17 protein-coding genes are annotated in these 26,625 nt (G+C 55.3%); 10 read left to right on the top strand and 7 right to left on the bottom strand.

From position 1 onward, the window contains the following. On the top strand, window positions 1-1,329 hold the full coding sequence (gene otnK / locus AC4PCC_RS11175) for a 3-oxo-tetronate kinase (RefSeq protein WP_492127427.1): 1,329 nt from the start codon (window positions 1-3) through the stop codon (window positions 1,327-1,329). A gap of 75 nt (window positions 1,330-1,404) precedes the next feature. Here the strand turns inward: otnK and AC4PCC_RS11170 are convergent, their stop codons facing one another. Both AC4PCC_RS11170 and AC4PCC_RS11165 read right to left on the bottom strand, forming a co-directional pair. Continuing rightward, window positions 1,405-3,363: a methyl-accepting chemotaxis protein gene (locus AC4PCC_RS11170; protein ID WP_492127426.1), complete on the bottom strand. Its 1,959-nt coding sequence runs from the start codon at window positions 3,361-3,363 to the stop codon at window positions 1,405-1,407. A 335-nt stretch (window positions 3,364-3,698) separates the two neighbouring features. Continuing rightward, window positions 3,699-5,243 carry a methyl-accepting chemotaxis protein gene (locus AC4PCC_RS11165; RefSeq protein ID WP_492127425.1) on the bottom strand — a complete coding sequence of 515 codons (1,545 nt, stop codon included), beginning with the start codon at window positions 5,241-5,243 and terminating at the stop codon, window positions 3,699-3,701. A gap of 496 nt (window positions 5,244-5,739) precedes the next feature. On the opposite strand from AC4PCC_RS11165, the gene AC4PCC_RS11160 reads away from it, so the two are divergent. After that, window positions 5,740-9,528 carry an NAD(P)-binding protein gene (locus tag AC4PCC_RS11160; protein ID WP_492127424.1) on the top strand — a complete coding sequence of 1,263 codons (3,789 nt, stop codon included), beginning with the start codon at window positions 5,740-5,742 and terminating at the stop codon, window positions 9,526-9,528. A gap of 96 nt (window positions 9,529-9,624) precedes the next feature. On the opposite strand, the gene idnD is transcribed toward AC4PCC_RS11160, so the two are convergent. Further along, a complete protein-coding gene (idnD, locus tag AC4PCC_RS11155; RefSeq protein ID WP_492127423.1) occupies window positions 9,625-10,668 on the bottom strand; it encodes an L-idonate 5-dehydrogenase in 1,044 nt (347 codons plus the stop codon). Window positions 10,669-11,595: 927 nt separating this feature from the next. On the opposite strand from idnD, the gene AC4PCC_RS11150 reads away from it, so the two are divergent. From AC4PCC_RS11150 to AC4PCC_RS11130, 5 genes are all read left to right on the top strand, one after another. After that, a complete protein-coding gene (locus AC4PCC_RS11150; protein ID WP_492127422.1) occupies window positions 11,596-12,567 on the top strand; it encodes a glycosyltransferase family 2 protein in 972 nt (323 codons plus the stop codon). 249 nt (window positions 12,568-12,816) lie between these two features. Next, entirely contained in the window at window positions 12,817-14,346 is a 1,530-nt protein-coding gene (locus AC4PCC_RS11145) for a lipopolysaccharide biosynthesis protein (protein WP_492127421.1), read from the top strand. Next, window positions 14,343-15,353: a glycosyltransferase family 2 protein gene (locus AC4PCC_RS11140; protein ID WP_492127420.1), complete on the top strand. Its 1,011-nt coding sequence runs from the start codon at window positions 14,343-14,345 to the stop codon at window positions 15,351-15,353. Before AC4PCC_RS11145 ends, AC4PCC_RS11140 begins: the two co-directional genes overlap by 4 nt. 547 nt (window positions 15,354-15,900) lie before the next feature. Next, window positions 15,901-16,710: a DUF1460 domain-containing protein gene (locus AC4PCC_RS11135; protein WP_492127419.1), complete on the top strand. Its 810-nt coding sequence runs from the start codon at window positions 15,901-15,903 to the stop codon at window positions 16,708-16,710. Window positions 16,711-16,790: 80 nt separating this feature from the next. After that, a complete protein-coding gene (locus tag AC4PCC_RS11130; RefSeq protein ID WP_492127496.1) occupies window positions 16,791-17,543 on the top strand; it encodes a hypothetical protein in 753 nt (250 codons plus the stop codon). A gap of 165 nt (window positions 17,544-17,708) precedes the next feature. Here the strand turns inward: AC4PCC_RS11130 and AC4PCC_RS11125 are convergent, their stop codons facing one another. From AC4PCC_RS11125 to AC4PCC_RS11110, 4 genes are all read right to left on the bottom strand, one after another. Beyond that, complete coding sequence (locus tag AC4PCC_RS11125) at window positions 17,709-19,067, bottom strand: amidohydrolase family protein (RefSeq protein ID WP_492127418.1); 1,359 nt, start codon at window positions 19,065-19,067, stop codon at window positions 17,709-17,711. Between the two features lie 139 nt (window positions 19,068-19,206). Further along, window positions 19,207-20,532, bottom strand: coding sequence for a c-type cytochrome (locus tag AC4PCC_RS11120; protein WP_492127417.1), 1,326 nt, complete (start codon window positions 20,530-20,532; stop codon window positions 19,207-19,209). 1 nt (window position 20,533) lies between these two features. Beyond that, a complete protein-coding gene (locus AC4PCC_RS11115) occupies window positions 20,534-22,306 on the bottom strand; it encodes a GMC family oxidoreductase (RefSeq protein WP_492127416.1) in 1,773 nt (590 codons plus the stop codon). Window positions 22,307-22,346: 40 nt separating this feature from the next. Continuing rightward, entirely contained in the window at window positions 22,347-23,063 is a 717-nt protein-coding gene (locus AC4PCC_RS11110) for a gluconate 2-dehydrogenase subunit 3 family protein (protein WP_067702014.1), read from the bottom strand. 317 nt (window positions 23,064-23,380) lie between these two features. Between AC4PCC_RS11110 and AC4PCC_RS11105 the strand changes: the two genes are divergently transcribed. The 3 genes from AC4PCC_RS11105 to AC4PCC_RS11095 all read left to right on the top strand — a co-directional run bounded on the left by AC4PCC_RS11105 (window position 23,381) and on the right by AC4PCC_RS11095 (window position 26,458). Beyond that, a complete protein-coding gene (locus tag AC4PCC_RS11105) occupies window positions 23,381-24,421 on the top strand; it encodes a Gfo/Idh/MocA family protein (RefSeq protein ID WP_492127415.1) in 1,041 nt (346 codons plus the stop codon). Window positions 24,422-24,464: 43 nt separating this feature from the next. Further along, on the top strand, window positions 24,465-25,484 hold the full coding sequence (locus AC4PCC_RS11100) for a LacI family DNA-binding transcriptional regulator (RefSeq protein ID WP_492127414.1): 1,020 nt from the start codon (window positions 24,465-24,467) through the stop codon (window positions 25,482-25,484). An 83-nt stretch (window positions 25,485-25,567) separates the two neighbouring features. Further along, window positions 25,568-26,458: an oxidoreductase gene (locus tag AC4PCC_RS11095; RefSeq protein ID WP_492127413.1), complete on the top strand. Its 891-nt coding sequence runs from the start codon at window positions 25,568-25,570 to the stop codon at window positions 26,456-26,458. Window positions 26,459-26,625 lie beyond the last annotated feature (167 nt).

Below are 26,625 nucleotides of genomic sequence, written 5' to 3'. Positions count from 1 at the left end.
ATGTTAATTGGCGTAATAGCGGACGATTTTACCGGGGCCAGCGATATCGCGGTGACGCTCGCGAAAGGGATACAGGGTGAGGGCGGCCTGAAAACAACCCAGTACCTGGGGGTGCCCTCGCGGCCTGCTGAGGCAGAAGTTGAAGCGGGGGTGGTGGCCCTTAAAAGCCGCTCTGTTCCGGCGGATCGGGCCGTGGCCCAGTCGCTGGCCGCCTGCCGCTGGTTACAGGCACAGGGCTGCGAGCAGATCCTTTTCAAATACTGCTCGACCTTTGATTCAACCGACCACGGCAATATCGGGCCGGTCATTGATGCGCTGGCGGCGCAGCTTGGGGCCAAAAGCGTGGTGGTCTGTCCCGCTTTCCCCGCCATGGGCCGCTCGGTTTATCAGGGGCATCTGTTCGTGGGCGATCGGCTGCTTAACGAATCGGGAATGCAGCATCATCCGCTTACCCCGATGACCGATGCCGATCTGCGCCGGGTACTGCAACGCCAGTCGCATAATCCGGTTGTGCATATTGGCTGGCAAACGGTGAGCCAGGGTAGCGACGCGCTGAGTCGGGCATTAGCGAAAGTAGAACAGCAGGCGGAAACCCCACGCGAACGTGCGTCGGGCGCAGCGTCAGATGCTGGCCCGCAGGCGAACGCGACCACGCTGGTGGTGGTGGATGCTATCAGCGAGGCCGATCTGGCGGCTATCGGTGAAGCCTGCCGCCATGCGCCGTTGGTCACCGGCGGCTCCGGCATCGCCCTTGGTCTGCCGCACAACTTTATTGCGCAGGGGCGGGTAAGCGGCCAACCTGCGCGTACCCCGCAGGTTCCCGGTGCGGAAGCGATTCTGGTCGGCAGCTGTTCGGGGGCCACCCGCGAGCAGATTGCCGAACACCAGAAACATTACCCGGTGATGATGATCGACGTTGGCGACGTGATGAGCGGCATAACCGGCCCCGATCGGCTGGTCGACTTTATTCAGGCGCATCAGGGGCAGTCTCCGCTGGTTTACTCCTCCGGTGACCCGGCATCGGTCAGGCAGATCCAGCAGCAATACGGGCGTGAGAAGGTTGCCGCTGCGCTGGACGCGCTGTTTGGCACCACCGCGCAGCGGCTGGTGGCCGCCGGCACCCGGCGTATCGTGGTCGGTGGAGGGGAAACGTCGGGGGCGGTGGTCAGCGCGCTGGATCTGGGTGCGCTGACTATCGGCGAAGAGATCGATGTGGGCGTACCCGCGATGTTTTCTCAGGGCGAGGAACCCATCGCGCTGGCGCTAAAATCGGGTAACTTCGGGGGGAAAACGTTTTTCGCCCGCGCGGTCGCCTCACTGCGCGGCTAACACCCTCTCAGCCGCGTGTCTCTCCGCGCTTTCCTGCGCCGCGTCGAGGGCAGGGAAGCGCGAGCCGGCCGGGGGCTAGAGGTTCACCAGCTTTTGCAGAACGGTGAGCTGACTGACCGCCTGATTCATCGCATCCATCCCCGCTGCGGCATCTTTGAGTCGGCTGATATTTTCCACCATGCTCTGTCGGCCAGTCGCGTTCTCTTCGCTGATGGTGGCGATCTGTCCCTGAGCCGAGAGGCTCTTTTGTGCCATATCCGTTGTCGTGCTGGCGCTGCGGCCCGCCAGTTTTTTCAGCGTGGCCAGCGTAGTGACCGTTTCGTTGATGTTTTGACGGGTCGCATCCGCCTGTTCTTTTGACGAGCGCGCCAGACGGCGTACCTCCTCCGCAACTACCGCAAATCCGCGTCCCGCCGCGCCAGCGCGCGCAGCCTCTACCGCCGCGTTAAGCGCGAGGAGGTTGGTCTGATCGGCAATGGCGCCGATGCCAGCGGTTATCTGAGTGATGCCGCGGGAAATTTTCTCCAGCTCGGCAAGCTGTGCGGTGAGTTCTTCCTGCGCGGTGAGGGTGATGGCGGCGGCATCGTTAATCGCGCCAATATTCACCCCTGCGATATCCAGGGCGTCGCTCTGGCGGTTGGTGGCCTGCTCAAGCAGCGGGAAAGTATTGATCACCGGCGTGATGGCCTGCTGGTAGGCAATGACCTTATCAATCACGCTGGTCTGTAGCGTATGCAGGGCTTCCCAACGCCGCAGCGAGCGCTGTGCATAGTGTCCGGCATAGGCCGCATACTCGACCGCAAAGCGCGTCATAGCCTTTACATCCCGGTCGTAAAAAACCAGCGCTGACAGCGTTTGGTTGATCGGGACACCGAAAATTTCGCCAAAGCTTGAGAAGCCCGCGGCGGTTACGCCGCTAAAGAGCTGGGCCGAAGGCAGGCTGTCCGGGTTATTCAGACGACGCAGCAGGCAGTCATTAAGCAGCATTGCGCTGGGCTTGCCTTTACCGGCTGAAAATTTCAACCACTCCTGGTGTGTGGCATTAACAAAATCCTGCGCCTCCAGCAGATAAAGGCGATCGCCAAATTCCAGGTCGCAAAAAAAACTGAGACTGTCGGTATTAACTTTAGCGACGGAACGAATAAAGTATTCCTCTCCGACTTTCACGCCAAATGTCGTTCCCTGTAAATGTTTTTCAAGCTGGGAAGGCGGGCATTTAAAATAGTCGGCAAGGGCCTCAACGATCGGTTTCTGCTGTCCGTCGGTATCAAACAGCGAGGTGACGGTGCGGGTGACCGGGTTCGCTTCTGCAATTAGCCAGCTTTGCGAGGTCGGGGTAAAGTTCTGGCTCTTAAAGGGTGCGAATGATTTACCTTTCGCCATCTTACAAAATACAATCACCGCTTTATTCTGTAACAGTCCCTCATGCGTTCCAATCCAGGTATTCAGGAAGTCCGTGCGTCCGCCCGCCGATCCGCCTATTGCCAGGCAGGGGAAACGTCCGCTGTCATACCAGGCCTGCATCAGAAATCCTTCTGCCGAAGAGAGGCCGTCGCAGTAGATCATCGCAAAGGTATCTTCAGAGGAGAGCGCCATACTGACCGGCATTTTGTCTAACTGGTGTCGGAGCGCGGCTATGCGCTGCCCGGCCGTGGCCTCGGGCGGGATAGCCAGGTCCAGCTGATGCACTTCATGTTCGGCGATGGTTTGTTGCGGCAGCCAGAGCCAGCTGCCCATCGGCCCGCTGGTGTCGCAGTAGGTAGACTGCCCCTTTTTTGCACAGAGCGCGCCGGTCGACGAGAGCACGATAATCCGGCGATGCGGGGTGCTCAGCCTCTGCCAGGCGCTGTTAATTCGGCTGAAATCGGCTTCGGGCGGCACGAAAACCATCATCAGGCCCCGGCCGTCGCCGCTGCCAACCGGAAACCGCGTTGGCACCGCCCGACAGTCAAACGTATTGCTGGCCGGCCGGGCCGCCAGTGAATGTATTTTACGTGGAATAAGGGTATTCCACAGATATGATGCGATGGACATGCTGTGCTCCAGGGGATAATTTAGCTTAAGTCTTTATTGATGGGTATGACTTATCTAACCCCAATGTAAACGTTTATTTTTAATTAGGATAAAAACGTGGAGAATTTGGCTGTTATATAGCAAAGAAAATTTAAGGCCGCAAATAATGTCGCTTTTTAATTTTCTTTATCATCCATCCAGAAAGGCGACAATAACTCAAACACAATAGCGTTATTAATACGTTAATAAATCCCCTGGGAACTTTTTACCCATATTGCGGGCAGGACAGAACATTTGCTGGCGACGCCGCAGCCCCTTGCCGTTGAACGGACCTGCGGCGGCGTGGGGGTATCCGGTTAGCCAGAAGTCAGGTGAAAGGCGGAGACCGCCTGGGTGAGATGACTGACCTGTTCTTCGAGCGAGGCGGAAGAGGCAGCGGACTGATGAACCAGCGCGGCGTTTTGCTGGGTCACGCTATCCATCCCGGTCACTGCCTGTTCAATCTGGCTGATGCCGCGGCTCTGCTCTTCAGACGCAATGGAAATCTGGTTCATCAGTGCATCCACCTGAGTAACCGAAGTGATAATGGCGTTGATGACGTCGCCCGTCTCTGATACCAGCTGTGAACCCGACTGAATACTGGCTACTGAGGCGACAATCAGACCCTCGATCTCTTTTGCAGCGACGGCACTTCGCTGTGCCAGCGAGCGGACTTCTCCTGCCACTACGGCAAATCCGCGTCCCTGTTCACCCGCTCTGGCCGCCTCTACCGCCGCGTTAAGCGCCAGAATATTGGTCTGAAACGCAATGCCATTAATTACCCCAATGATATCCTCAATTTTTTTGGAACTGCTGTTGATTTTCTCCATCGTCTGAATAACGTCGCGGGAGACGCGATCGCCTGAACGGGCATTTTCTACCGCCTGCTGCGTAAGGCGACTGGCTTCATAAACGTTCTCATTATTCTGTTTTACCGTGGCACCCAGCTCCTCCATGCTCGCTGCCGTTTGCGTCAGGGCGGCAGCCTGCTGCTCGGTGCGCGAGGCCAGATCGGTATTTCCGGCGGCAATTTCCTGCGAGGCGCTGGAGACGGTCTGTGCCGAGTGCCGCACCTGACGAATAATATCGGTGAGCGCGCCGCGCATCTGCTCCATCGCGCTCATTAATGCCTGGATTTCACTGCGTGACGGCGTCACAGGCAGCGGCTTATCCAGCACACCGGCCGCTATCTGACGGCAGTGGTCGCGGGCAAGCGTGAGCGGAGCCAATACGAAGCGGCGCAGCAGGATCAGCACGGCTGTAATGACGATCAGAAACAGCAGGCTAAAGGTGGCGATCAGACCCAGTCCGAACGTGAAGTTCCCCTGGGCCGTGGTATTAAGGTGTTTAGCATATTGCTCATGCAGGGCCAGAACTTTATCAAGCACGATCTCATACTGCCTGTCGAGCCGGACTACGTTCGGGATCTGACGATCGAATCCTGCCCGGTCGCTGGCCGTAGCCGCCAGGATAAGCGGTTGCAGGCCCTGCTGACGGTAGGCGAGATAAGCCGTGCGATACTCATCAGCCAGCGCCTGTTCATCAGACAGCTTTGGCGCTGCGAGATACGACTGGAAGGCCGCATCCGCTTTTGACATGACTTCATTAACACCTGCAAGCGTCGGTTTCGAGTAAAGCGTGGCGTTATTTTCCATGGCCTTCATATATTCCATCAGGCGAACGCGCAGGGTACGACTGTGGTTAATAGGATCAATAATTGAAAGCACCACGCGTATTTCTTTGTTGACCTTATCCAGCGAGGTGTTACTGCGCGTCAGAAGCCAGACGTTAGAGAGCATACTGGTTATAAAGAGGGTAAATAACACAAGCAGAACAAGCAGGGAGGACTTTTTCAGTGACATCGTAGCATCCTTATCTAAGAAAAGTTAAAAGTAATATCGGCAGCACTGCGGGAAAAATTACCCTTTTTTAAAAATGAGTAAGCTCTGGGTTGCTTTAATTTTCCACAATAATTTTAACGAGTTACGATGTTAGCGAGAAAAAACCGTGCGACCCGTCGCAATTTTGCAACCGCAGCGGAATAATTATTTTTTGCTCGCAGGCTTTGTTAATGATTTGCAAGGTTATTTGCCAGTGGGTGAAGAAATGATTTGTTAAAAATTAAATAATGGCTGAGTGATTAAGAGCTAATTTCTTTATTTGACTATACTTGGATGAAAAGGCTCGCTATTTTTAGTTGTCCCGTTCTGTTGTTAACATAATTCTACTACCAGTTTAACCTGAAGAATAATGTAGTCGAATAATAATCTTCCCTGAATATCATCGTATTTAACATTTATTTCATGCCCCTCGCGGGGAGAAATAGTTTTTAAACTGGATCTGGAACGGAGGAGAGGAATGGCCCCGTATGCTTCATTCTGGCAGGCAGGATTTGAGGGTGCCGATCACCTCAACCGACAGGGCGTGCGTCTGTCGATGATCGACGCTAACGGACACGGGGCGAAGGCAGGGGAAGATTACCTGGCGCTCGGTGAATTTGGCATCAGGACCGTACGTGAAAGTGTAGGCTGGCGGCTGTGCGACAGGGTAACAGGGTTTGATTTTAGCAGCGTCGACAAACGTATGCGGGCGGCAAAGCGGGCAAACGTACAGATATGCTGGACGATTTGCCACTATGGCTGGCCGGAAGGGACCGATCCCTTTCAGGTCGATTTTGTGCCGCGCTTTGCCCGGTTTTGTGCCGCCCTGGCAGCCCATCTGGCCCCTTACTACGAAACGCCGCCGGTCTATTCGCCGGTAAATGAAATTTCCTTTACCAGCTGGGCGCTCTCCGTGGGGTATTTTCCCTCGTCGGCCGGGCCGGGTCACTTAACCGGGATTGAGTCCAAACGGCAGCTGGTTCGCGCCGCCATTGCCGCCTGTGATGCAATCTGGCAGGTCGATCCCCGGGCGAGGATCATGCACTGCGATCCGCTTATCCATATTGTTCCGCCCCTGGGCGAGGAGGCGACATGGGGGGAGCAGGTGGCAGGTGAATGTCACGCCCAGTACCAGGCATGGGACATGCTTTGCGGCAAACTGGAGCCTGAGCTGGGCGGGGCGCCGCGCTATCTCGATCTGATCGGGGCCAATTATTATCACGACAATCAGTGGGAATACGTCAGTAATCACCGCCTGTGGTGGCACCTCGGCGATCCGCGCCGCGCGCCGCTGCATACGATGCTTCACTTTCTCTCACTGCGCTACCAGCGCCCCATACTGATCGCGGAAACCAGCCACGTGGGCAGCGGGCGGGGCGCCTGGATTAATCATATTGCCGCTGAGGCCGCTCAGGCCATGCTGATGGGCACGGAACTTACCGGCATCTGTCTCTACCCGGTGACCGATCGCCCCGAATGGGATAATGCCGATATCTGGCATCGCAGCGGCCTGTGGGATGTTATCCCTGGCGCCGCGGACCCTTTTATCCGCGAACTGGACCAGCCCTATGCCGACGCGCTTTATCAGGCGCAGGCGACGACAGCACATTTTCAGAACAAATGGATTCAACAGGATCATAATGAGGAGAGTGCAATGACAACCCCTACGCTGATTGTTTTTAGCCACTTACGCTGGGATTTTGTGTTCCAGCGTCCGCAGCATTTACTCTCACGGCTGGCCAGGCATTATCGGGTGGTGTTTATCGAAGAGCCGGTTTACGAGGCGGGTGAGGCCGGACTGCATCTCTCTCATCCGGCCCCCAATGTGACCGTGGCGCGACCGCATACCGACGTTCGCCAGCCTGGCTTTCATGACGATCAGATTGCGCGTCTCCAGCCGCTGATGGCGGCGCTCAGCCCCGAGGGGCGACCCATCGTCTGGTTCTATACGCCGATGGCACTGCCGCTGCTTACCCCGCTCGATCCTGCTCTGGTTATCTATGACTGTATGGATGAGCTGGCCGCCTTCGATCAGGCGCCGCGCCAGCTGTTACAGCGTGAATCTGCACTGCTCAAGCGGGCCGACCTGGTATTTACCGGTGGTCCCAGCCTGTATGATGCCAAACGCGCGCGGCACGCCAATGTGTACTGCTTTCCCAGCAGCGTCGATGCCATTCACTTTGAGCAGGCGCTGGACAGAAGCAATGAGCATCCTTTGCAGACGGCGATACCTCATCCCCGGCTCGGTTACTATGGCGTGATCGATGAACGGATCGACACCGCCCTGATGGCTCAGCTGGCCGATGCCCATCCTGAATGGCACTTTATTTACGTCGGCCCGGTCGTGAAAATCAGCCAGGCGGCGCTGCCGGTGCGCGACAATATTCACTATTTTGGTATGCAGCCCTATCAGGCGCTGCCGCAGTTTCTGGCCGGCTGGGACGTCTGTCTGATGCCGTTTGCGCTCAATGCCTCCACGCAGTTTATCAGCCCGACGAAGGTGCTGGAGTATATGGCCGCGGCGCTACCGGTAGTGAGCACCGCTATCAAAGATGTGGCCACGCCCTATGGCGAACTGGTGATGATTGCCCGCGACGGAGCCGATTTTGTGCGCCACTGTGAGCGGGCCATCGCCCTCTCCACCACCCAGCGGACCGCGATGACCGCCGGGATGAAGGCCGTGGTGAGCAACACCTCATGGGAGAAGACGGCAGATGAGATGGCTGGTCTGATCCAGCATGCGCTGGCCGGCCGCCAGGCGGCCTCCCCGCTGCGGCAAAAAACCTATCAGGCTGCGCTGACTACCGCGTCGCAGCGAGCGGCTCAGGCGGGATCCGTACAGCCCGAGACCACTCACCATGCCCGCTACCTGATCCTCGGTGCGGGACCCACCGGGCTGAGCGCGGCGCTGCAGCTGGGCAGTGAGTCGGTGCTGCTTGAGCGTAACAGCCGCGTGGGTGGCTGGTGCCGATCGGAGGAGCAGTCGGGATTTGTCTTCGACTATGCCGGGCATATTATGTTTTCCAACGATCCCTGGGTGCTGGAGATGTACCAGCTGCTGCTGGGGGATAACCTGCACTGGCAGATGCGTGAGGCCTGGATTTATACCGGGGGGACCTATACCCGTTATCCTTTTCAGGGGGCGCTTTACGGCCTGCCGCCAGCGGTCATTAAGGAGTGTGTGCTGGGCGCGATAGAGGCGCGCTACGGTCAGCCCCAGGCAGAGAAGGCCGCCCCGGTTGTCATTAAAGACTGCTGCGCCGACGGAAGCATCGCGGAAGCAGAGGGATGTTCGCTATCGCAGCGTGACCAGGCGGAGGAAAATTTTGAGCAGTTTATCTATCACACCTGGGGCCGCGGCATCGCCAGGCATTTCGCGATCCCTTACAACTGCAAGCTGTGGAAGGTGCCGCTAAGCGAGATGGAAACGTCGTGGCTGGGCGGTCGCGTACCGCTGCCGGATCTTGCCGCAATTATTGAGGGGGCGCTGGAGCCGGTGGGTAAACCGCTGGGTCCCAACGCTCGCTTTGGTTATCCGCTGCATGGAGGATTCCAGGCGCTGATGTCCGGTTTTCTCCCGCTGCTGCAAGGCACGCTGGAGACCGGCGCAGAAATTGTCCAGCTCTTTCCGGCACAGCATATTGCCGTTCTGCAGGATGGCCGACGCTATCAGTATGACCACCTGATCAGTACCGTGCCGCTTCCGGCCTTGATTGCCATGCTGGGTGTCCAGGCACCCGCGGAAATTCATGCCGCGGCGTCCGGGCTGCGTCACACCTCGGTACGCTGCGTGAATCTGGGGATTGGACGAGCTAACCTGTCCGAAAAACACTGGATCTACTATCCCGGCGAGACGGTATTTCACCGGGTTTTCCTCCAGGGTAACGCCAGTCCGCACTGCAATCCGGAAAATGGTTTTGGCCTGACCTGTGAAATCACCTATACGGATGAGATACCCCTGGCTGAGGAGGGGGAAGCCCTGATCCAGCGCTGTATCCGGGAATGTATCAGCGTCGGGCTGTTTACCGCCGAAGATAAGGTGCTTACCGCCACCGAGGCTGACATTCCCTATGCCTATGTTATCTACGATCATGCGCGGGAAACTAACGTCAGCCTGATCCGTGAATGGCTGCTGCAATACGATATCACCCTTGCCGGACGCTACAGCGAGTGGGAATATTATAATTCCGACCATGCATTTATTGCCGGTAAGAAGGCCGCTGAAAAAATTATGGCGCAGCCGGCTACGCGCGGCGCGGCAATATAATCGCCTGCTCAGGCGTCAGGCGTCAGGCGTCAGGCGTCAGGCGCTATGGGGTGCCTGACATCCTCAGGTCTGGCGTAGCGGCCGACAGAGGAGGGCTTAAAATACCACCTGCACCTTGGCGGCAAGGTTTTTGTCACAGGCGGTTTCCAGCGCCTTAACCACATCCGACTGGGGGAACTCGGCGGATAAGAGCGGCAGCGGGTTGATGCGGCCGCTCTCCAGCCAGCGCACGGCGGTTGCAAACTCGTTGATAAAACGAAAGGAGCCGACCAGCGTAATCTCTTTTACCAGCAGCAAGCCCAGCGGGAAAGCCGGACTTGCTGCGCCCATGCCCAGCTGAACAATGCGTCCTCCCGGGCGGGTGAAGCCAGGGGTGGAAGCGATAGCGGCCGCGGCGCCCGACGCCTCAAAGCAGACGTCAAAATAGCCACCATTTTCCTGCCAGGCATCGGTCACGTCGCTATTGCCCGGGTCTGCCGCACGGGAGGCACCCATCTCCAGCGCCAGCTTGCGGCAGCGTTCGCTCATATCCGTTGCCACGATTTCCGCCGCGCCGGAGGCCAGCGTAGCGGCGATGACCAGGCAGCCAATCGGTCCCGATCCGGTGACCAGCACTTTTTTCCCGACCAGGCTACCCGCCCGGTTAACGGCATGTATCGCCACGGCCAGCGGTTCGGCAAAGGCAATCACTTTCGCATCTGAGCTATCCGCATAGGGAATACACTGCTGCTCACTCACCGCCACGTAGTCAGCAAACCCTCCGTTTACGTGCGGAAGAAACTGAGCGCTGCCCATAAAGCGCATCTGCCCGCAGAGATTCTGTTTTCCCTCAAGACAGCGCGGGCAGCGGTTGCAGGGCAGCGAGGGATTGATGGCCACGCGCTGACCGACCTTAAGCGCACTCTCCGGTGGCGTTTCAGTCACGCGCCCAACGAATTCGTGCCCGAGAATCATTGGCTGCTTCAGCACGGACATTCCCGCCCGGCCATGTAAAAAATAGTGAATATCAGACCCGCAAATACCGCCACGCTCAACCCTGACTAACACCTGGTCTGCACCGTACGTCAGGGTACGGCGCTCATTGCGGACATCATGTGCCGCGCTGACCACGCTGGCGGTGATTTCTCTGCTGTAAGGCATAGGGATTTCCTGTTTAAAAGTGGAGGTTAGCGCTTATCGCGTTTTTAATCCGCTACCGCCCGATTGTCAGGCCAGCTTAACATTTGGCCGATAGCAATAACGACATGCTTAACTATAGAACGAATATGAATTCCGTTTCACCGCAGGATTGTATAAAAATCAGCCATTACAGGGACGCCGGGCAGTTCAATAATAACGACTGGTTTTTTATAGTGGAATTGTCTCAGAACACAGTTAAGGTTTTCTGTATAATCACAGCAGCGTGGCTAATGTTTCAGGGCAGGGGGTTGATACTTAAGTGGCATAGCTGTGGCTGAAGGCAGGAGAGGATCTGCTATTTCTGACTTAGAATTGTATCAAAGTTTCCCATTGCAACAATTCCCGCTCTCCACTGAATCCCTTCGTAGTTGTAAATAAAAAATAGTGTTATTACCACAACATCTCCATGCCGGGCAGGTTTTTTTGCGACGCGCCTCGCAATTTCTCTATATAATTCATTAGCTCCACTCCTAACGGCAAAAGCGTGTCGCAGGTCAGCTGGCGTGAGCTTATCCTCTCATGGAAATATTTAGAAACCGATTTCACCTAAGAATTATCCCATAACGTTACTTGTTTGCGTCCTGGTTAACGCTATTTTATTCACATTTGGCGGATTGAAATGTGCCAGGGGAGAAGTAAACTTCGAATAAATAAATTTAACGGAAGGTAAAGGAGGAAACGCTTATAAGGGCTTTTAAGGAAAACATACTCAAGAATAGATTGAGCATTGCAGACCAGCCAAAAATAGAATGACGCGTGAAAATTCTTAATTTCGCACAGAACAAGCCCTGAGCTTATTCTTATTAGTCTGCTGATTAAGATGTTCGCATTGATTTTACAGGGGCGCTGTTGTTTATTAAGAGGCAGCTTAAAGGTTGAGATAAAACTATGATGAAAAAGAATCTGTCAGTCGTGATCCCGGCATACAATGTGGGAGCATACATTATTGAGTGCGTTGATTCATTGCTGAGCCAAATTGCACTGCCAAATGAAATTATTATCGTCAACGACAGTTCAACGGATAATACGCTGGAACTGATCGAGCAAAAATATGGCGACTCACCCGTAGTGACTATTGTCACCATCCCCAATGGCGGTGCCGGAAATGCGCGCGATAAGGGCATCAGCCTCGCATCCGGTGAATTCGTCTTCTGCTGCGATCCCGACGATATCGTTTGCGCGGGATTTTATCAGGAGTTCAGCGAGGTCATTACCCGACATCCCGAGGTTGAGCTGTTTTGTTTTAATTCACAAACCTTCGTCGACGGTAATCCAACGCAGACCGGCGGTAAGGTAAAGCATGATACCTTTGGTCTGGTGCCCTCGCAGCACGTGATGGCCGGCCTGCTGCGTAACGGATCTTATACCTCTGCGCCCTGGAACTATGTGCTAAAACGCGAGATTATTACGCGCTACAACCTGCAATATCGCGATCGTCTGCACGAAGACCACCGCTATACGCTACAGGCCTTTATGCGTACGGGTATCGCGTGGGTAAGTAAAAACCTTTATTATCGCCAGCGTATCCGTCAGGGGTCCTTAACCAACAGTACGAAAGAGGAGGCCTATTTCCGTCATCGCTATGATGCTTTCCTCTGTTCGTACGAAAAATTAACCAGCCTGCCGGGGAACGATCCTTCCCGTAATGAACTCCGTCGTCTCTATTTGATTCACTCTTTTAAATTGATGATCCATTTATCGCTGTCTAATGGTACGCCGCTGCCGGAGTATGTTAAACAGGCGATTGGTTATTTAGGTCGCGATTTGGAGCCGGGTTCATTTATTAACTGGCTGATGCTTCGCCACCCCGACACGTACACCACTTTACTCGGTTTAAAAAAGAGAGTGCGTAAAGCCTGAACCCTTTCACCACCTGCAGCAGTATAAGGTAAATATTTAACCTCTATTCCTGTGTTGTAAGGTAACTATTTCCTGTCGGTTTTTACACCGATGGGTCTTTCCGGGCGGGAGAGTGGTCATGATTTGTTACGCGATAACATCTTTAAGGTCACTCTTTTAGGAAAAGTGCCCCTATCCCAGTTTCACCCCGATTGTTAGGGTGAATCACTTTATGGTGAATGGCGCTCCGCTAAGATAAAAGAAGAGACTATGTCGATTAAGCGTAATGCACTGGCGAATTATGTTGGACAGATTTACTCAACGCTGGCCGGAATACTCGTGGTGCCAATGTATATCCATCAGCTGGGCATGGAAGCCTATGGTCTGATTGGCTTTTTTTCCATCCTGTTAACCTGGCTTCAGCTGCTGGACGTTGGCGTATCGACCACGCTGCTGCGAGAGGCGGCGCGCTATCGTGCCAACAGTGAAGATAATCCCTACTTCCCCTCGCTGTTTGCCAGCCTGGGCAAATTCTTCCTGCTCACCTCCGTGGTGCTGGTGGTGCTGGGCTGGATTTTCACCCCCTATATTGCCGAGCACTGGCTTAACGCCAAAACGCTGCCGTACCGCGATCTGGTGATAGCCGTGGCCGTTATGGTGGTTACCGCCGCGATCCGCTGGCGCACCGGGCCATTCCGCAGCGTGATTGTGGGCTATGAACATCAGGTGTGGCTGAACGTCCTGAACGTTATCTCCATTACCCTGCGTACCTTCGGTGCGGTATTTGTTATCAGCTTCGCGCCCAATCCGGTAATATTTTTCTTTGCTTTCCAGCTCTGTATCTCCATTGCGGAAGCCGCCTGCTGCGTCTACAAATCTTACCAGCTGGTACCACGAGCTAAGCGGCAGAATCACTCCGCTGAGCTGAAAGGGGTCCTGAAGCCCTTTTTACGCTTTGCGGTAGGTGCGGCCTTTTCCAGCGCGATCTGGACCTTTATTTCGCAGATTGACCGTCTGGTGCTCTCTAAAACGCTGCCGCTCTCTACCTACGGTGCCTTTACCGTGGTGGCAACCGCCGCGACGGGCATTGTGATGCTCAGCAGTCCGATTATGCAGGCCATCGTGCCGCGTATGACCGGGATGCGCGGCAACAAAGAGCAGGGCGAAGCTGAGACGCTGACCCTTTACCGTTACACGACCCAGGCGGTCAGCATCTTTATGGCGCCGCTGAGCATTACCATCGCGCTCTATTCCGGTCAGCTGATCTGGGCCTGGACGCAGAATCCGCAAATTGTACAGCAGATGTCATTTGTAATGACGCTGTATGCGCTGGGAAGCGGGTTACAGGCGATTTGCGGTCTGCTGTACCACCTGCAATATGTTAACGGTCGCCTGTCGATGCACGTTAAGGGCTTCAGCCTGTTCGCCATCGTGCTTATCCCGATGAATATCTATGCCGCCATCCACTACGGTGCGCTGGGAACCGGTATCGTCTGGCTGGGGCAAAATATTTTCTATCTGCTGGTCTGGGCGTGGATTGTCCACCGCAAATTTGCGCCGACCATCCATGCGCGCTGGCTGACGCGGGATGTGGCGATGATCTGGCTGGTGTCGGCTGGCGTAGCGCTGCTGACGCACCTGATCCCCTTCGAGTGGAATCAGAACCGCTGGCTTAACCTGCTCTACCTGGGACTGATTGGACTGGTCAATCTGAGCGTATGCTGCCTGCTGCATACTAAGGTGCTGGAAAAAATTGGCAGAAATACGTTCAAGCGTATCAGCCTGAGGAGTGAGCCATGAGCCTGATAAATGCTGCGGATTTCCCCTCCATCGCCGTTATTATGCCGGTGTGGAACGGGCGGGAGTATATCGGTGAGGCAATAGATTCGCTGCTGAATCAGACGATACTGCCCACCCAGGTGATCGTTATTGACGACGGGTCGACGGACGGCACGCTGGCGCTGCTTGAGGAGTACGCCAGTAAGCACCCGCAGGTACAGCCGGTTCGTGCCGCGCACGGTGGCGTGAGCGCGGCCCGTAATAAAGGACTGAGTCTGGTTAGCAGTGACTACGTGTACTTTATGGATGCCGATGACGTGGTCGCACCCGAACTGTTTGCCGATTTTGCCCGCGTCTGGCGCGATCGTCCTGACCTGGAGCTGTTTGGCTTTTCGGCCCGCAAGTTCAATAATGCCCTGCCGGCGGAGCGCCACTATGAAGGGACGCACCCCCGTCATCTCAGCGGTGAGTTGAACGGTGGGGCGGAACTGCTCAGCAAACTGATCGCGCGGGGGTCAGCGCATCGGGTGCTGTGGACCAGCATTATTTCTAAGGCGCTGATCGACCGGATTAACAGCCCGTTTTTACCGATCCAGAACCACGAGGACGCCCCCTTTATGTTTGGGGTCTATACCCAGGCTAAGCGGGCGTTTTTCACCAGTACTGCTTATTACCTTAAGCGGGTGGTGGACACTTCGTTATCGATTAGTACGCGTGATTTCTCGTGGGTAAAAAACTATTTTATCGCCCGGGAAAACACCGACAATGCCCTGCGCCAGCATCCGGTGGCTAACGTTGACCGCGACCTGGTGGACGGCTATTACGCCGCGCTGATGGGCGGCTGTCTGATTGAAATTCGCAAAAACAGGATGGACGTGCCGCGCGAGTATGATGAGAAAATTGATCGCCTGGCCCGACAGATGACCCGTAACAACCTTAAGCTAAGGCTCCTGTGGCGCTATTATCCCCTCTACAGCGGGCTGCTATACTGCAAACGCCTGCTGCGAGGACAGCGCCAGGCAGGCTGATTAACGCGATGGGTAAAAGCAGGCAGGGTTTACCTGCCTGCTCACTATTCCGTTCTTAACCCATGCTACCCGTTATCGCCCATCCTGTTGCAGCTTTTACACAAATGATTATGCGCATTCTGATATTTCATATCGATGTGGACAATCCATTCACCGGCAGAAAACGCACCCGTCTGAAGTTTTAATCCCCCCCAATAAATTCTGCTGTTTTAAAAGGAATTCCGTGCTCAGTTCCAGACTGTAAGCGCTGAGGGGATGCCCGGAAGTAAAATCATCATTATCGCCTGTCGTCATGCCATTTACCTCACTTGTAACAGGGTTGTCGCTGCGGATATGCCTCGTGGTGTTGTCCGTCGAATTAACCCTGGCGAAGGGCAAGTGTCCGGTGGAACAAATGTTTAATTAAGCAAGGGAATATAATTGAATTATATTTTTTCTGTTCTCACCTGAAGTAAACAGATTTGAAACAGTATTCTGTTGGTGATTGTAAAGCTCATGAGGAGGGGGTACTAATGCCACTCAGTAAACTTCACCTAAAGGGAATATTATGATGAAGCTGGCAGTGATTATGATCCTCTTTCTGGCTTCCTGTACGGGAGCGCGTGGGAACGACTATCAGATCCAAATGGATGATTTCACAGCAAACAACGTTCGGGCAATTATTGGCACCCAGGTTATTCCCGCCGCCGGTGAGAAACCAGGAAACATTATTGCCGCCGTATCCTCCGCTTTTCTGACGACGCCCTATCAGGAAAATACCCTGACTGGATCGACTGAGGTCAATGAAGTTCTGGTAGCGGATTTCCACGGTGTGGACTGTTTCACCCTGATTGATTATGTCCAGGCGCTGTCGCAGGCGCATGACCAGAAGGCGTTTCTCAATAATCTTATCAGCACGCGATACGCTGGCGGCAGGGTGAGTTACCTGAGCAGAAAGCACTTTTTCACTGACTGGTTTGCGACGCTGCCGCAGAATGCGACGGATGTGACCCGGCAAATCAGTACGGAGGCGGTCACCGTCGTCAAACAGCTCAACCGTAAGGCAGACGGCAGTGCATATATACCGGGGCTGGCCGTTATCTCAAGGGAGATGAGCTATATCCCCGGCCATGCGATTGATTCAGCTGTACTCAGTAAACTGCAAACAGGCGATTACGTTGGGGTCTGGACGCCCCTTGCAGGCCTGGACGTGACGCACGTGGGGATCGTCATCAAGTCTGGCGACGAGGTGTGGTTCAGAAATGCCTCATCCCTGAGCATTAACAGGCAGGTGGTGGATTCCCCGTTTATTGCATATATGGCCAATAAGCCAGGAATAATAGTTTTACGAACGCGTCAGAATCCGGGGGAGGAGTGATTTTAGCGTTAGCATAATTGCGAATACCCTATGTGCCAATAACTGGAAAAGTCGTCAAATCATAAAAAGGAGTGTTAATGATGAACAAATTTATTCTGGGTGGATGGAGTCAGTCCCTGTCGCGGGAACCGCTTAAAGCATTTGATATAATGATGTATGGAATGGTGACCAATCTTGATGGATTGACTACCGGTACTGCCGCTGCGCCTGGCTGGAGTCCTGAAAAGACCGATAAACCCACCACGCCCTCTGATTTCAAGGGCAAATCGCTTTGGGTTTATGGCGGAGGAGGATGCTCACCAAATGAAAAACCGTCTGATTCAGGCGAGGTGGCAAGAATAGTCGCAGCGACGCGCATTCGCGGCTGGGATGGCGTAGATTTCGATGACGAATGTAATATGAATACCGGGCGGGTCATCGAAACGATGGAACAGCTTAAGTGCGAAGGTAAAGAGACCAGCTTTGGTTTTATTGCCGGTTATTCCTATAATCATCCTGATACCGGTAATGGGCCGAAACTGAATGAAAAGGTGAAGGCGATTATTCAGTCAGGTCAGTGCGACCGCTTAATCCATTACTGCTATGCAGCGGCAATGTGGAGTCAGGAGGACATTATTGGCAACGTTATTCCGGCTATAAAAAGAAGCCTGATTCTGGGTGCGGAAAATAAATCCTGTATTTTGGCCCTGACATCCCGGGGGCTTACAGACTGGAATTTAAATTATTTTATCGATCAGGTGCTTGATTTTAATCTGGGCGGATTATTTATCTGGAAGTATGAGAACTTATCCGATGCGCATTATAAAATCATTTGCGATCGGCTGTGGAAATAAATACCGCCTGATATCATGCCAGGCAGTTAAGGCATGACCTGCACGACCTGACTCATCAGGCGTGAATCGGGCATTGTCCTGATGGGGCATAATCCCCTCACCGCCTGCGAATACAAGCAAGCCAGCCGCAAGGCTGGCAAAAGAGCGAACGGGTTATGAAATGCATTATTTAGCGGCTTCTTCCCGCAGGTGTCGCGCAGATGCGTTTGCCCTTGCCACCAGCGCAGTGATATTGATGTGCTGCATCTGGCCTGACAGCTTCAGGATCCTTCCATCCACTATGACCGTATCGACATTTTCCGGCCCTGCTGAATAGACGATCAGCGAGGCGGGATCGCCGCCGCCAAACCCGCTCATATTAAGCGCCGCAGGATTAATAATCTGTATATCGGCGCGTTTACCCACCTCAACAGACCCGGTCACCCTGCCGAGTCCGGCGGCGTCGGCCGAGCGGCGGGTGGCCAGCTCCAGTAGCCGACGGGGATCCGGTCCGGTTTCATCCTGCGTTGCACCGCTTTGCGTCAGCGCGGCCAGCCGCAGCGTGGCAAACATATCTGCGCTGCCTGCCAGCGCGTTGCCGTCCAGGCCCAGCCCCTGACGGGTCACGCCTTTAAACTGGTCATAGCGGGTCAGGCCGTAACCGACCCGTTCTTCGCTTATCGGGGTGAGGGCCAGACTGCCTCCGGCCTTTTCCAGCGCGCTCAGCTGGGCGGGCGTGGCCTGGGTGGCATGAACAACGGTGACGAAGGGGGCAAGATAGTGTCGCTGGATAAGTGCGTTAAACATCGCATCAGCCTCGCCGCTCACGTGCACCTGGAGCGGCAGGTGATTATCACGGGCAAAGGCATATTCCCGATCGCGGGTCGTCCAGGCGGCCTTGTCATGGAGATCGCGCGGCAGCCGCCAGGCCAGGCCGAGTGAGACGCGGTCATGCGGTTTCGCCATCAGTTGTTTAAGATGCGCCAAATCAATCGGCGTGGCAGAGGTTTTATCCGGCCCGCCATAAAACATAATCGCTCTGATCCCCGCATCGCTTAGCGCCCGGTATCCCGCATCGCCCGAAGCCGGCCCATGGACGTTGTCGAAAAAGTCGCTGCTGGTGGTAATGCCCGAGGCGAGCAGTTCAATGGCCCCGGTATACATTGCCGTGTAGATATCATCCGGCTTCATCACGGCACCAAGCCGGTTGCTCACTGGAAAAAATTTGCCGTCTCTGTTACGAAACTGGCCCCGCAGAGTGGTGATCCACAGGTGTGAATGCGCATCAACAAAGCCGGGAAGCACAAACTTCCCGCTGGCATCAATCACTCTGGCATCCGCCGCGTGCAGATTTTTGCCAATGGCGGCGATGGTATCGCCCCGGATCAATACGTCGGTATTTTCCCGATCCGCTTCGCCCGCGCGCATCGACATCACGTAGCCATTTTTTATGAGTAAGGGGGAGGGAGGTTCAACAGCCTGAACGGTTGCAAGGGTGCTGGTCAGTAGTAGCGTGGACAACAACAGATGGTGTAACAGAGGCATAGCGTTTCTCCTGAGGGGGAGAGTCAACCCTGGCACAAAATGGTGGGGGAGAAAAGTAAAAGGCCACCCCGTTAAGGATGGCCCTGGTAAACATCGGCCCTGCTGTCAACAGGCACAGCAGGACGACGTCGCGCCAGCGTTACTGACCTTTCGGGCTGTTTTCCGGCATCTGCGAAGGCAGTTTTAACAGGCTGCGTTTACCTGCCACTTCCTTCGCGTCAATGGCCGGTGCGGCATTACCCCAGGCATTACGGATGTAGGTGGTCACCGCGGCGACCTGCTCATCGGAAAGCTTCCAGGCAAAGCTCGGCATCGCCCCGCTGGTTGGGTTACCCGCGGTGACCGCGCCGCGTCCGCCCTGAAGCACGGTGGTGATCAGCGAGGATCCATCCGGCCCCATAATTGCCGGGTTGTTCGCCAGGCTGGCGGCAAGGTTTGGAATACCTTTGCCGTTACTGTTATGACAGGCGGTACAGTTCACTGAGTAAACGTCTGCCCCCATTTTCATCTGCGCTGAATCTGCCGCCAGCGGTGCAGGTTTCTTACGATCCGAACCCGGCTGCGATTTAATATAGGTCGCGATCGCGTGCAGATCCTTATCACTCAGATGCTGGGTCGAATTGGTTACCGCCTCGGCCATGGGGCCTGATGCCACCGCCACATGGTTACTGCCCAGTTTGAGGTAGTCCACCACCTGATCTTCGGACCAGTTGCCAATACCGGTGTAGGTATTGCTGGTGATCTCAGGCGCGTACCACTCGCTGAGGTTGCTGCCCTGGAGATACGCGCTGGTATCACCCCCGATAATGTTTTTCGGCGTATGGCAGGCGGCACAGTGTTCAAGCCCCTGAACCAGATAGGCACCGCGGTTCCACGCGGCAGATTTAGAGGCGTCAGGAGTAAACCCTTTGTTTTCAAAAAACAGCAGGTTCCAGCCCATCATCGCCAGACGAATGTTATACGGGAAAGGAAGGTTAGTTTCCGGTGCCTTGTAATGCACCGGCTTAACCGAACGCATATACATCCACAGATCGTGCATGTCGGCATCGCTGACCTTCACGTAGGCGTTGTAAGGCATCGCCGGATAGAGATTTTCTCCGTGTTTCCCCTTACCGTGGCGAACGGCGCGGTAGAAGTCACGCTCGGTCCAGCTGCCGATGCCGTACTCGTTATCCGGGGTGATATTGCTGGCAAAGATACCGCCAAACGGCGTGCTGATGGCATAGCCGCCGGAGAAGGGCGCTTTGCTGCCGGGTGCGGTGTGGCAGGCCACACAGTCACCGGCAATCGCAATATATTTACCCCGCATCACGGCTTCAGCATCCGACGCCGCTGGCGGCTGTCCGGTCAGTACGCTGGTTCCGGCAACGTCATCCGCGCGGGTGTTGCCGTTTTGCCACAGCAGAGCCACGGCAACGGCGGCGGCAACCACAACGATACCGCCTGCTATTTTGATTTTTTTCATCTCACACCTTCACCAGCGGACCAGGGTTTTTCATGTACTGCTCCAGGATAGCTTTTGCCGTCCACAGGCTCAGTGCGCCAATCGTGCCCGTTGGGTTATAACCGGCATTGTTCGGGAAGGATGAGGCCCCCAGCACAAACAGATTGTGCGCGTCCCAGCTCTGCTGATAGCGGTTTAGCACGCTGGTCTTTGGATCGGTGCCCATCACCGCGCCGCCGATGGTGTGATCGCTGGCGAAGTTATAAGGGGAGTAGTGACCTGATGCGGAGTTGGTCCCCAGAACGATTTTGGCGCCCATGGCTTTGCCAATCTCAACGCTTTTCTCTTCAATGAATTTTGCCGCGCGGCGGTCATTTTCGTTGTAGTCGAAGGTGACGCGCAGCAGCGGGTTGCCATTGCTGTCTTTGTACTCCGGATCCAGATCCAGATAGTAATCTTCGTGGGAATAGCTGGTCCCCTGGCCGAAAATAAAGGTGCCGTTCTGGAACGCATGGGTATAGGCTTTTTTCCACTCTTTTCCCCAGCGTGGCGTACCGGGCGGCAGGGCATCGGCATTGCCGATTGGCCTTGCGCCACGGGCCACGACCAGAATACCGGCACCGCCGATAAAGCCGAGCTTGCTGTGGTCAAAGTTATCGCCGTTAAAGTCATCAACCTGCTGCGAGAGGGCGCCCGCGCCGATAAACTGGTTGAGGTTTTCATCTTCAAAAAACAGGCTGGCACCCGCCACCGTCTGGAAGCTGTAGGCACGTCCCACCACGCCGGTTTTACTGACCGGATCGTAAGGCTTGCCGATTTTGGACAGCAGCAGCAGGCGGACGTTTTGCATCTGGAAAGCAGACAGGATCACGATGCCTGCCGGTTGCTCCCACTCTTTTTTGTTACGGTCAACGTAGGTGACGCCGGTAACGGTTTTGCCATCTTCCGCTTTATTCACCCGCACCACCGCCGAGTCGGTCAGCACGGTAAAGTTTTCACGCTGCATCAGCGCCGGGATCACACAGGCGTTCGGGCTGGATTTAGAAAAATTGCCGCAGCCGTAATAGAGGCAGTAGCCGCAGTAGGTGCAGGGACCCATGCGCACGCCCAGCGGGTTAACGTAGGCTCGAGACGCCTGGCCTGCCGGCACCATAAAGGGGTGCTGACCGAGGGATTTGGCCGCATCGCGGAACAGGTCGGTCAGGCGCATGCCTTCCAGCGGCGGCAGCGGGTATTCACTGCTGCGATTGCCCTCAAACGGGTTACCGTCAGGAATGGTTTTGCCGTTGAGCCTGCCCGCTTTACCGGAGACGCCGGCGATTTTTTCAAAGCGATCGTAAAACGGCTCCAGCTCATCATAGGTTACGCCCCAGTCCTGTAGGATCAGGCCGTCGGCAATCTGCTTTTTACCGTAGCGCTCAATGGTTTGCGTGTAAGGCTGTAAATCAAACGGGGTAAAGCGCCAGGCCATACCGGCCCAGTGTGTGCCGGATCCCCCAACGTTATAGCCCAGCTCATTCAGGTTCCAGTCGCGGCTTGGCAGCGCTTTCTGGGTAATATTATTGCGAAAGGTGGTGGTTTCTACCGCAGGGGGGAGCAGCATGCTGCGGCGGGTATCCCAGCGCAGTTCGTCGGTATCTACCGACGGGGGAAAATCCGTGGCGGTTTCAAACCAGGGGCCGCGCTCAATCGCGACGACATTTAATCCGGCGCGGGTTAACTCTTCGGCGATCAGCGAACCACACCACCCCAGGCCGACGATAGCGACATCAGCTTTTGGACGTACATTATTCATCTTCAGAACTCACATTTGCTCAGAAACACAACGCCCAAATTTACAGGGTGTTATCTATCAGACTGGTCGGGATGATATTCAGCTTTTGCCCTTTTTTACTGAGCATGTCGCGGAAATCGTAGCGCGCGCCGGGAAAACCAATCATTTTCCAGCTGGTCATATCTTTATTACCGCCATAGATGGGGTCAGATAAGAATCCTTCGCGCACGTTTTGCAGCAGCAGTTCAAAAAAGACCTTCGTTTCGACGTCGGCGCCTAAATCGAACTTATCGGCTTCCATAGCGTGCAGGATGCTCTCCTGCTGTTCGCTGCTTAACCCAATAAAGTCCTGACCAAATCGCGCGCGGGTGGCACGATCCAGTGCGGCCAGGCCCTGACGATAACGCTGAGCGGGGGTGAGGGGAGACTGAGGACCCTGCTCAGGGGTGCCCTTAACGAAGCGGCCAAGGCGGTATTCGGCCACGGCATTGCCGTAATCACCCGCCAGCTGACGGTCAATAAACACGGCACAGCCAGCATCTTTGCCGCTGAGGCTCATTTCATCAGCCGGAATAAAGCGCTCGGCAATGATTGCGACCGTGTCGAATTCGTGCTGAGTGAGATACTGAAGACCCCCTTTACGGGGTGGAGGTGGTGGGGTGTTAATCTTACCGGGTTCCCATGGCTGTCCGCCATTCACAACCTCGGCCTGCGCAGCAGGCAGTGAGGAGGCGACCCCCAGTGCAACCACTGAAGTGAGAAATTCTCTGCGTTTCATATTTTTCCTGGTTAACTGATCACAATGCGTGGAACTATTTTTAGTTTTTTTAAGGCGGCGACTTGATGAAAAAAGCACCTGACCAGAGTTTTTCTTTATAAAATAACAAGCGAATTATTAACAATTTAACAACAGGGCCAGAATAATTTTTTCCCCCAGGCCAGGGAAGTTTTATGTTGAGGGTTTTCCATCATTTGTTGAGGGTTTTCCATCATCGGCCAGGTGTTATTCCCGCTGATGCCTTTCTATAGTGAACTCACCTGACCCTGCAGGCCGCCATACGCTGCGGCTTTCTTACAAAAAAAACTGGAGTGACTATGTTTCCTCGTACGCTACCGCAACCTGAAGTAATTTCTACCGATACCCTGCCCACGCTGCGCTGGGGGATTATCGGTCCGGGCTGGATAGCCGATCGCTTTGCGGCGGCGTTTCGTCACCATACCCGTCAGCAGCTGGTGGCAGTGGCGGGCCGCAATCAGGAAAAAACCGCTGCGTTTGCTGGACGCTGGGATATTCCGCAGGTCTTTACCGATGCCAGTGAAATGCTGGCGCTAAAAGATCTGGATGTCGTCTATGTCGCCACGCCGCATAATCATCACTTCCCTGATGCAATGAAGGTGCTCCAGGCCGGAAAGCACGTTTTGATTGAAAAACCGCTGGCCCTGAATGCGCAGGAAGGGGCAAAGCTCCAGCAGGAAGCCCGCGCCAGAAAATTATTCTGCCTTGAGGGGATGTGGTGTGACTTCACACCGAAGTATGATGTGCTGCGCCAGCTGCTGGCAAACGGCGATTTGGGCGATCTGCATACGCTGATTGCCGATCACGGCGAGTATTTTACGCCCGATCACCGTATCTTTAACCCGGACCTGGCGGGCGGGCCGATGCTGGACCTGGGGAGCTATCTTATCTCGCTAAGCATCACCGTGTCCGGCAGCGTGCCGGCTCAGGTGCTGGCGCAGGGGCAACCGGCACCCGGCGGCGTTAACGGACAGGCTTCCATGCTGTTCACTCACGACAACGGCATGCATTCAGTGTTGAATACCACGTTATTCAGCCGTACGCCTTCGGGTGCGGTGATTGCCGGACGGGATGCGACCCTGAGCCTTAACGGGCATTTCTACGCGCCCGGTGATTTTACCCTGGCGTCCAGCGAAGGTAATCAGCTCCTGCACTGGAAAGATAAGGGTGGACATTATGAACAGCTCTCGTATGAAATTGAGCACACCGCCTGGTGTATCGGTCAGGGGCTGATTGAGTCGCCCATCCGGCCGCTGGGAACGTCGCTGATGACGCTGAGCACCATGGATAACGTGCGGCGTCAGTTGGGCATCGTATTTAATGAGGAAAGGCAGGATTGAAGAGTAAGCGTTGCAGTTGTGGGTCATTTTTTTCGGAGCAGAAATGAAGAAAATGACCCTGGAGACGCTGGCCAGGCTGGCCGGCGTTGGCGTAGCTACGGTGGATCGGGTACTCAATGAGCGCGGCGGCGTCTCGCCGGAGACGGCGCGCAAGGTATTGCTGGCCGCGAAGCTGAACGGCCTCAACCGTATTTTGCCTGAGGCGTATCAGCATCCCTGGCGGATTGAGGTCATTCTCAGCGCCAACGGTTCCTATTTTTTCAAAGGCCTGGATGACAACTTCAGGGAAATTGCCAGCGCACTCGGCTATCGCCGGGTGACGCTGCATCGCACGTTTATCGCCGAATCCCACCCTGAAAGACTGGCCGCACACATTGCTGAGTGCGCCCACACGCGCGACGGCATCATTGTTTATGCACAGGATCACCCTGCGGTTTATGCCGCGCTGGCGAGCTGTCGCGAGCGTGGTATTCCGGTGATCACCATCGTAACCGATCTCCCGGATGCTGCCCGCCTGTGCCATGTCGGCATCAACCAGCTTCAGGCGGGGCGCACGGCCGGTTTGCTGATGGGGCAGACCCTGAAAACAGCGGGTGAGGTGGTGGTGGTTAGCGGTCGCTGCGACTACAGCGCGCACCGCGAGCGCATAGAGGGCTTCCGTCAGGTGCTTCTGCGGCGTGCCCCACAGATTACCCTGAAGGAGGTGCTGGCAGGGCAGGATGAACGACAGACCATACGGCGTTTGCTGGGCGAGACGCTGAAACAAAATGGCAATATTGTCGGGCTGTACAATACCGGATCCGGCAACACCGAAATCAGCGCCGAGCTGGATAATCACCATCTGCTGGGCCAGTGCGTCTATATCACCCATGAACTCTACAGCCTGACCCGGCGTCTGCTGCACAGCGATCGCCTCTCATACGTATTAGATCAAAACGCCCGGCAGCATGCCCAGCTGGCGATGGATATTCTGCTGAAAAAACTCAGCACCAATCAGGATGCTGACATCTATCAGAGCGGGAAGGTGGATTTCAATATTATTACCGCTGAAAACTGTGACTGATCCGGGAAAAATTCCCGCCCTCTCCACAAAGCGTAGCGCTTAAGGATGGGGGTTATCTGCCCCCCTTAAAGGAGTCCGCTTTCATGAATACTGAAATCCATACTGTTGTCGCCGTCGTGGGTCCAGGTGCCATCGGCACCACGGTCGCGGCGGCGCTGCACGAAGTCGGCCGTACACCCTTGCTGTGTGGACGCACTGCCCGCGATCGCCTCACGCTGCAAGAAGGCGACCGCTTTATCACCATACCCGGTCCCGTTCAGACCAATCCCAAACAGATTGCTCGCACTGCCGATCTTGTTTTTCTGGCAGTCAAGGCGACACAGATCGAGGCGGCAGAAGAATGGCTCTCGGTGTTGAGCGGTCCAGAAACCGTTGTGTGCGTTTTGCAAAACGGAGTCGAACAGTTGGATAAGGTCGCTCCACATTACGGACAAATCGTTCCTGCCGTTGTGTGGTTTCCTGCGCAGGCACAATCAGATGGCTCAGTGCGCCTGCGCGGCGACATGCGCCTCAGCCTGCCGGACTTATCGGCTTCCCGCGTGGTGGCCGAAGCGCTGAAAGGCACCCGATGCTACGTGGAGCTGGCCGCAAATTTCAGTTCCCTGGCCTGGCGTAAGCTGTTGCAGAACGCGGTGGCTGGACTTATGGCGCTTACGCATCGCCGTTCCGGTATGTTCGGCCGCTCTGACATCGCTAAGCTAACCCTCGCCTATTTGCAGGAATGTCTGGCCGTGGCCCGCGCAGAAGGCGTTGAGCTTGGTGACGAAGTGCCGCAGGAAATCCTCGATAAGTTCCAGGCAGCGCCTGCGGACATGGGCACCTCAATCCTCACGGATCGAGAAGCTGGCCGACCACTCGAATGGGATATCCGCAACGGTGTTATCTCGCGGCGCGGCCGGGTTCATGGCGTCCCGACGCCGATTAGTGACATCCTGGTGCCACTTCTTGCGGGGGCGAGCGACGGTCCGGGTTGAGCGCCATACTCCTTATATGCTGTCAAAGGTAAGCGTGTTTATCGATTTTCTCAGTGAGGAACAGGTGTTGAGAGGGGGTAAAGATGACAATCCGGTGCGCGGAGTCCCTTCCACGCAACGTTGAGCAGCCTGACGCCGGGAAAGGGATTTACCCGCCGGGTCAGACT

The organism is Erwinia sp. L03-1, from assembly GCF_058686115.1.
This window is presented reverse-complemented; position numbering and strand designations above follow the sequence as displayed.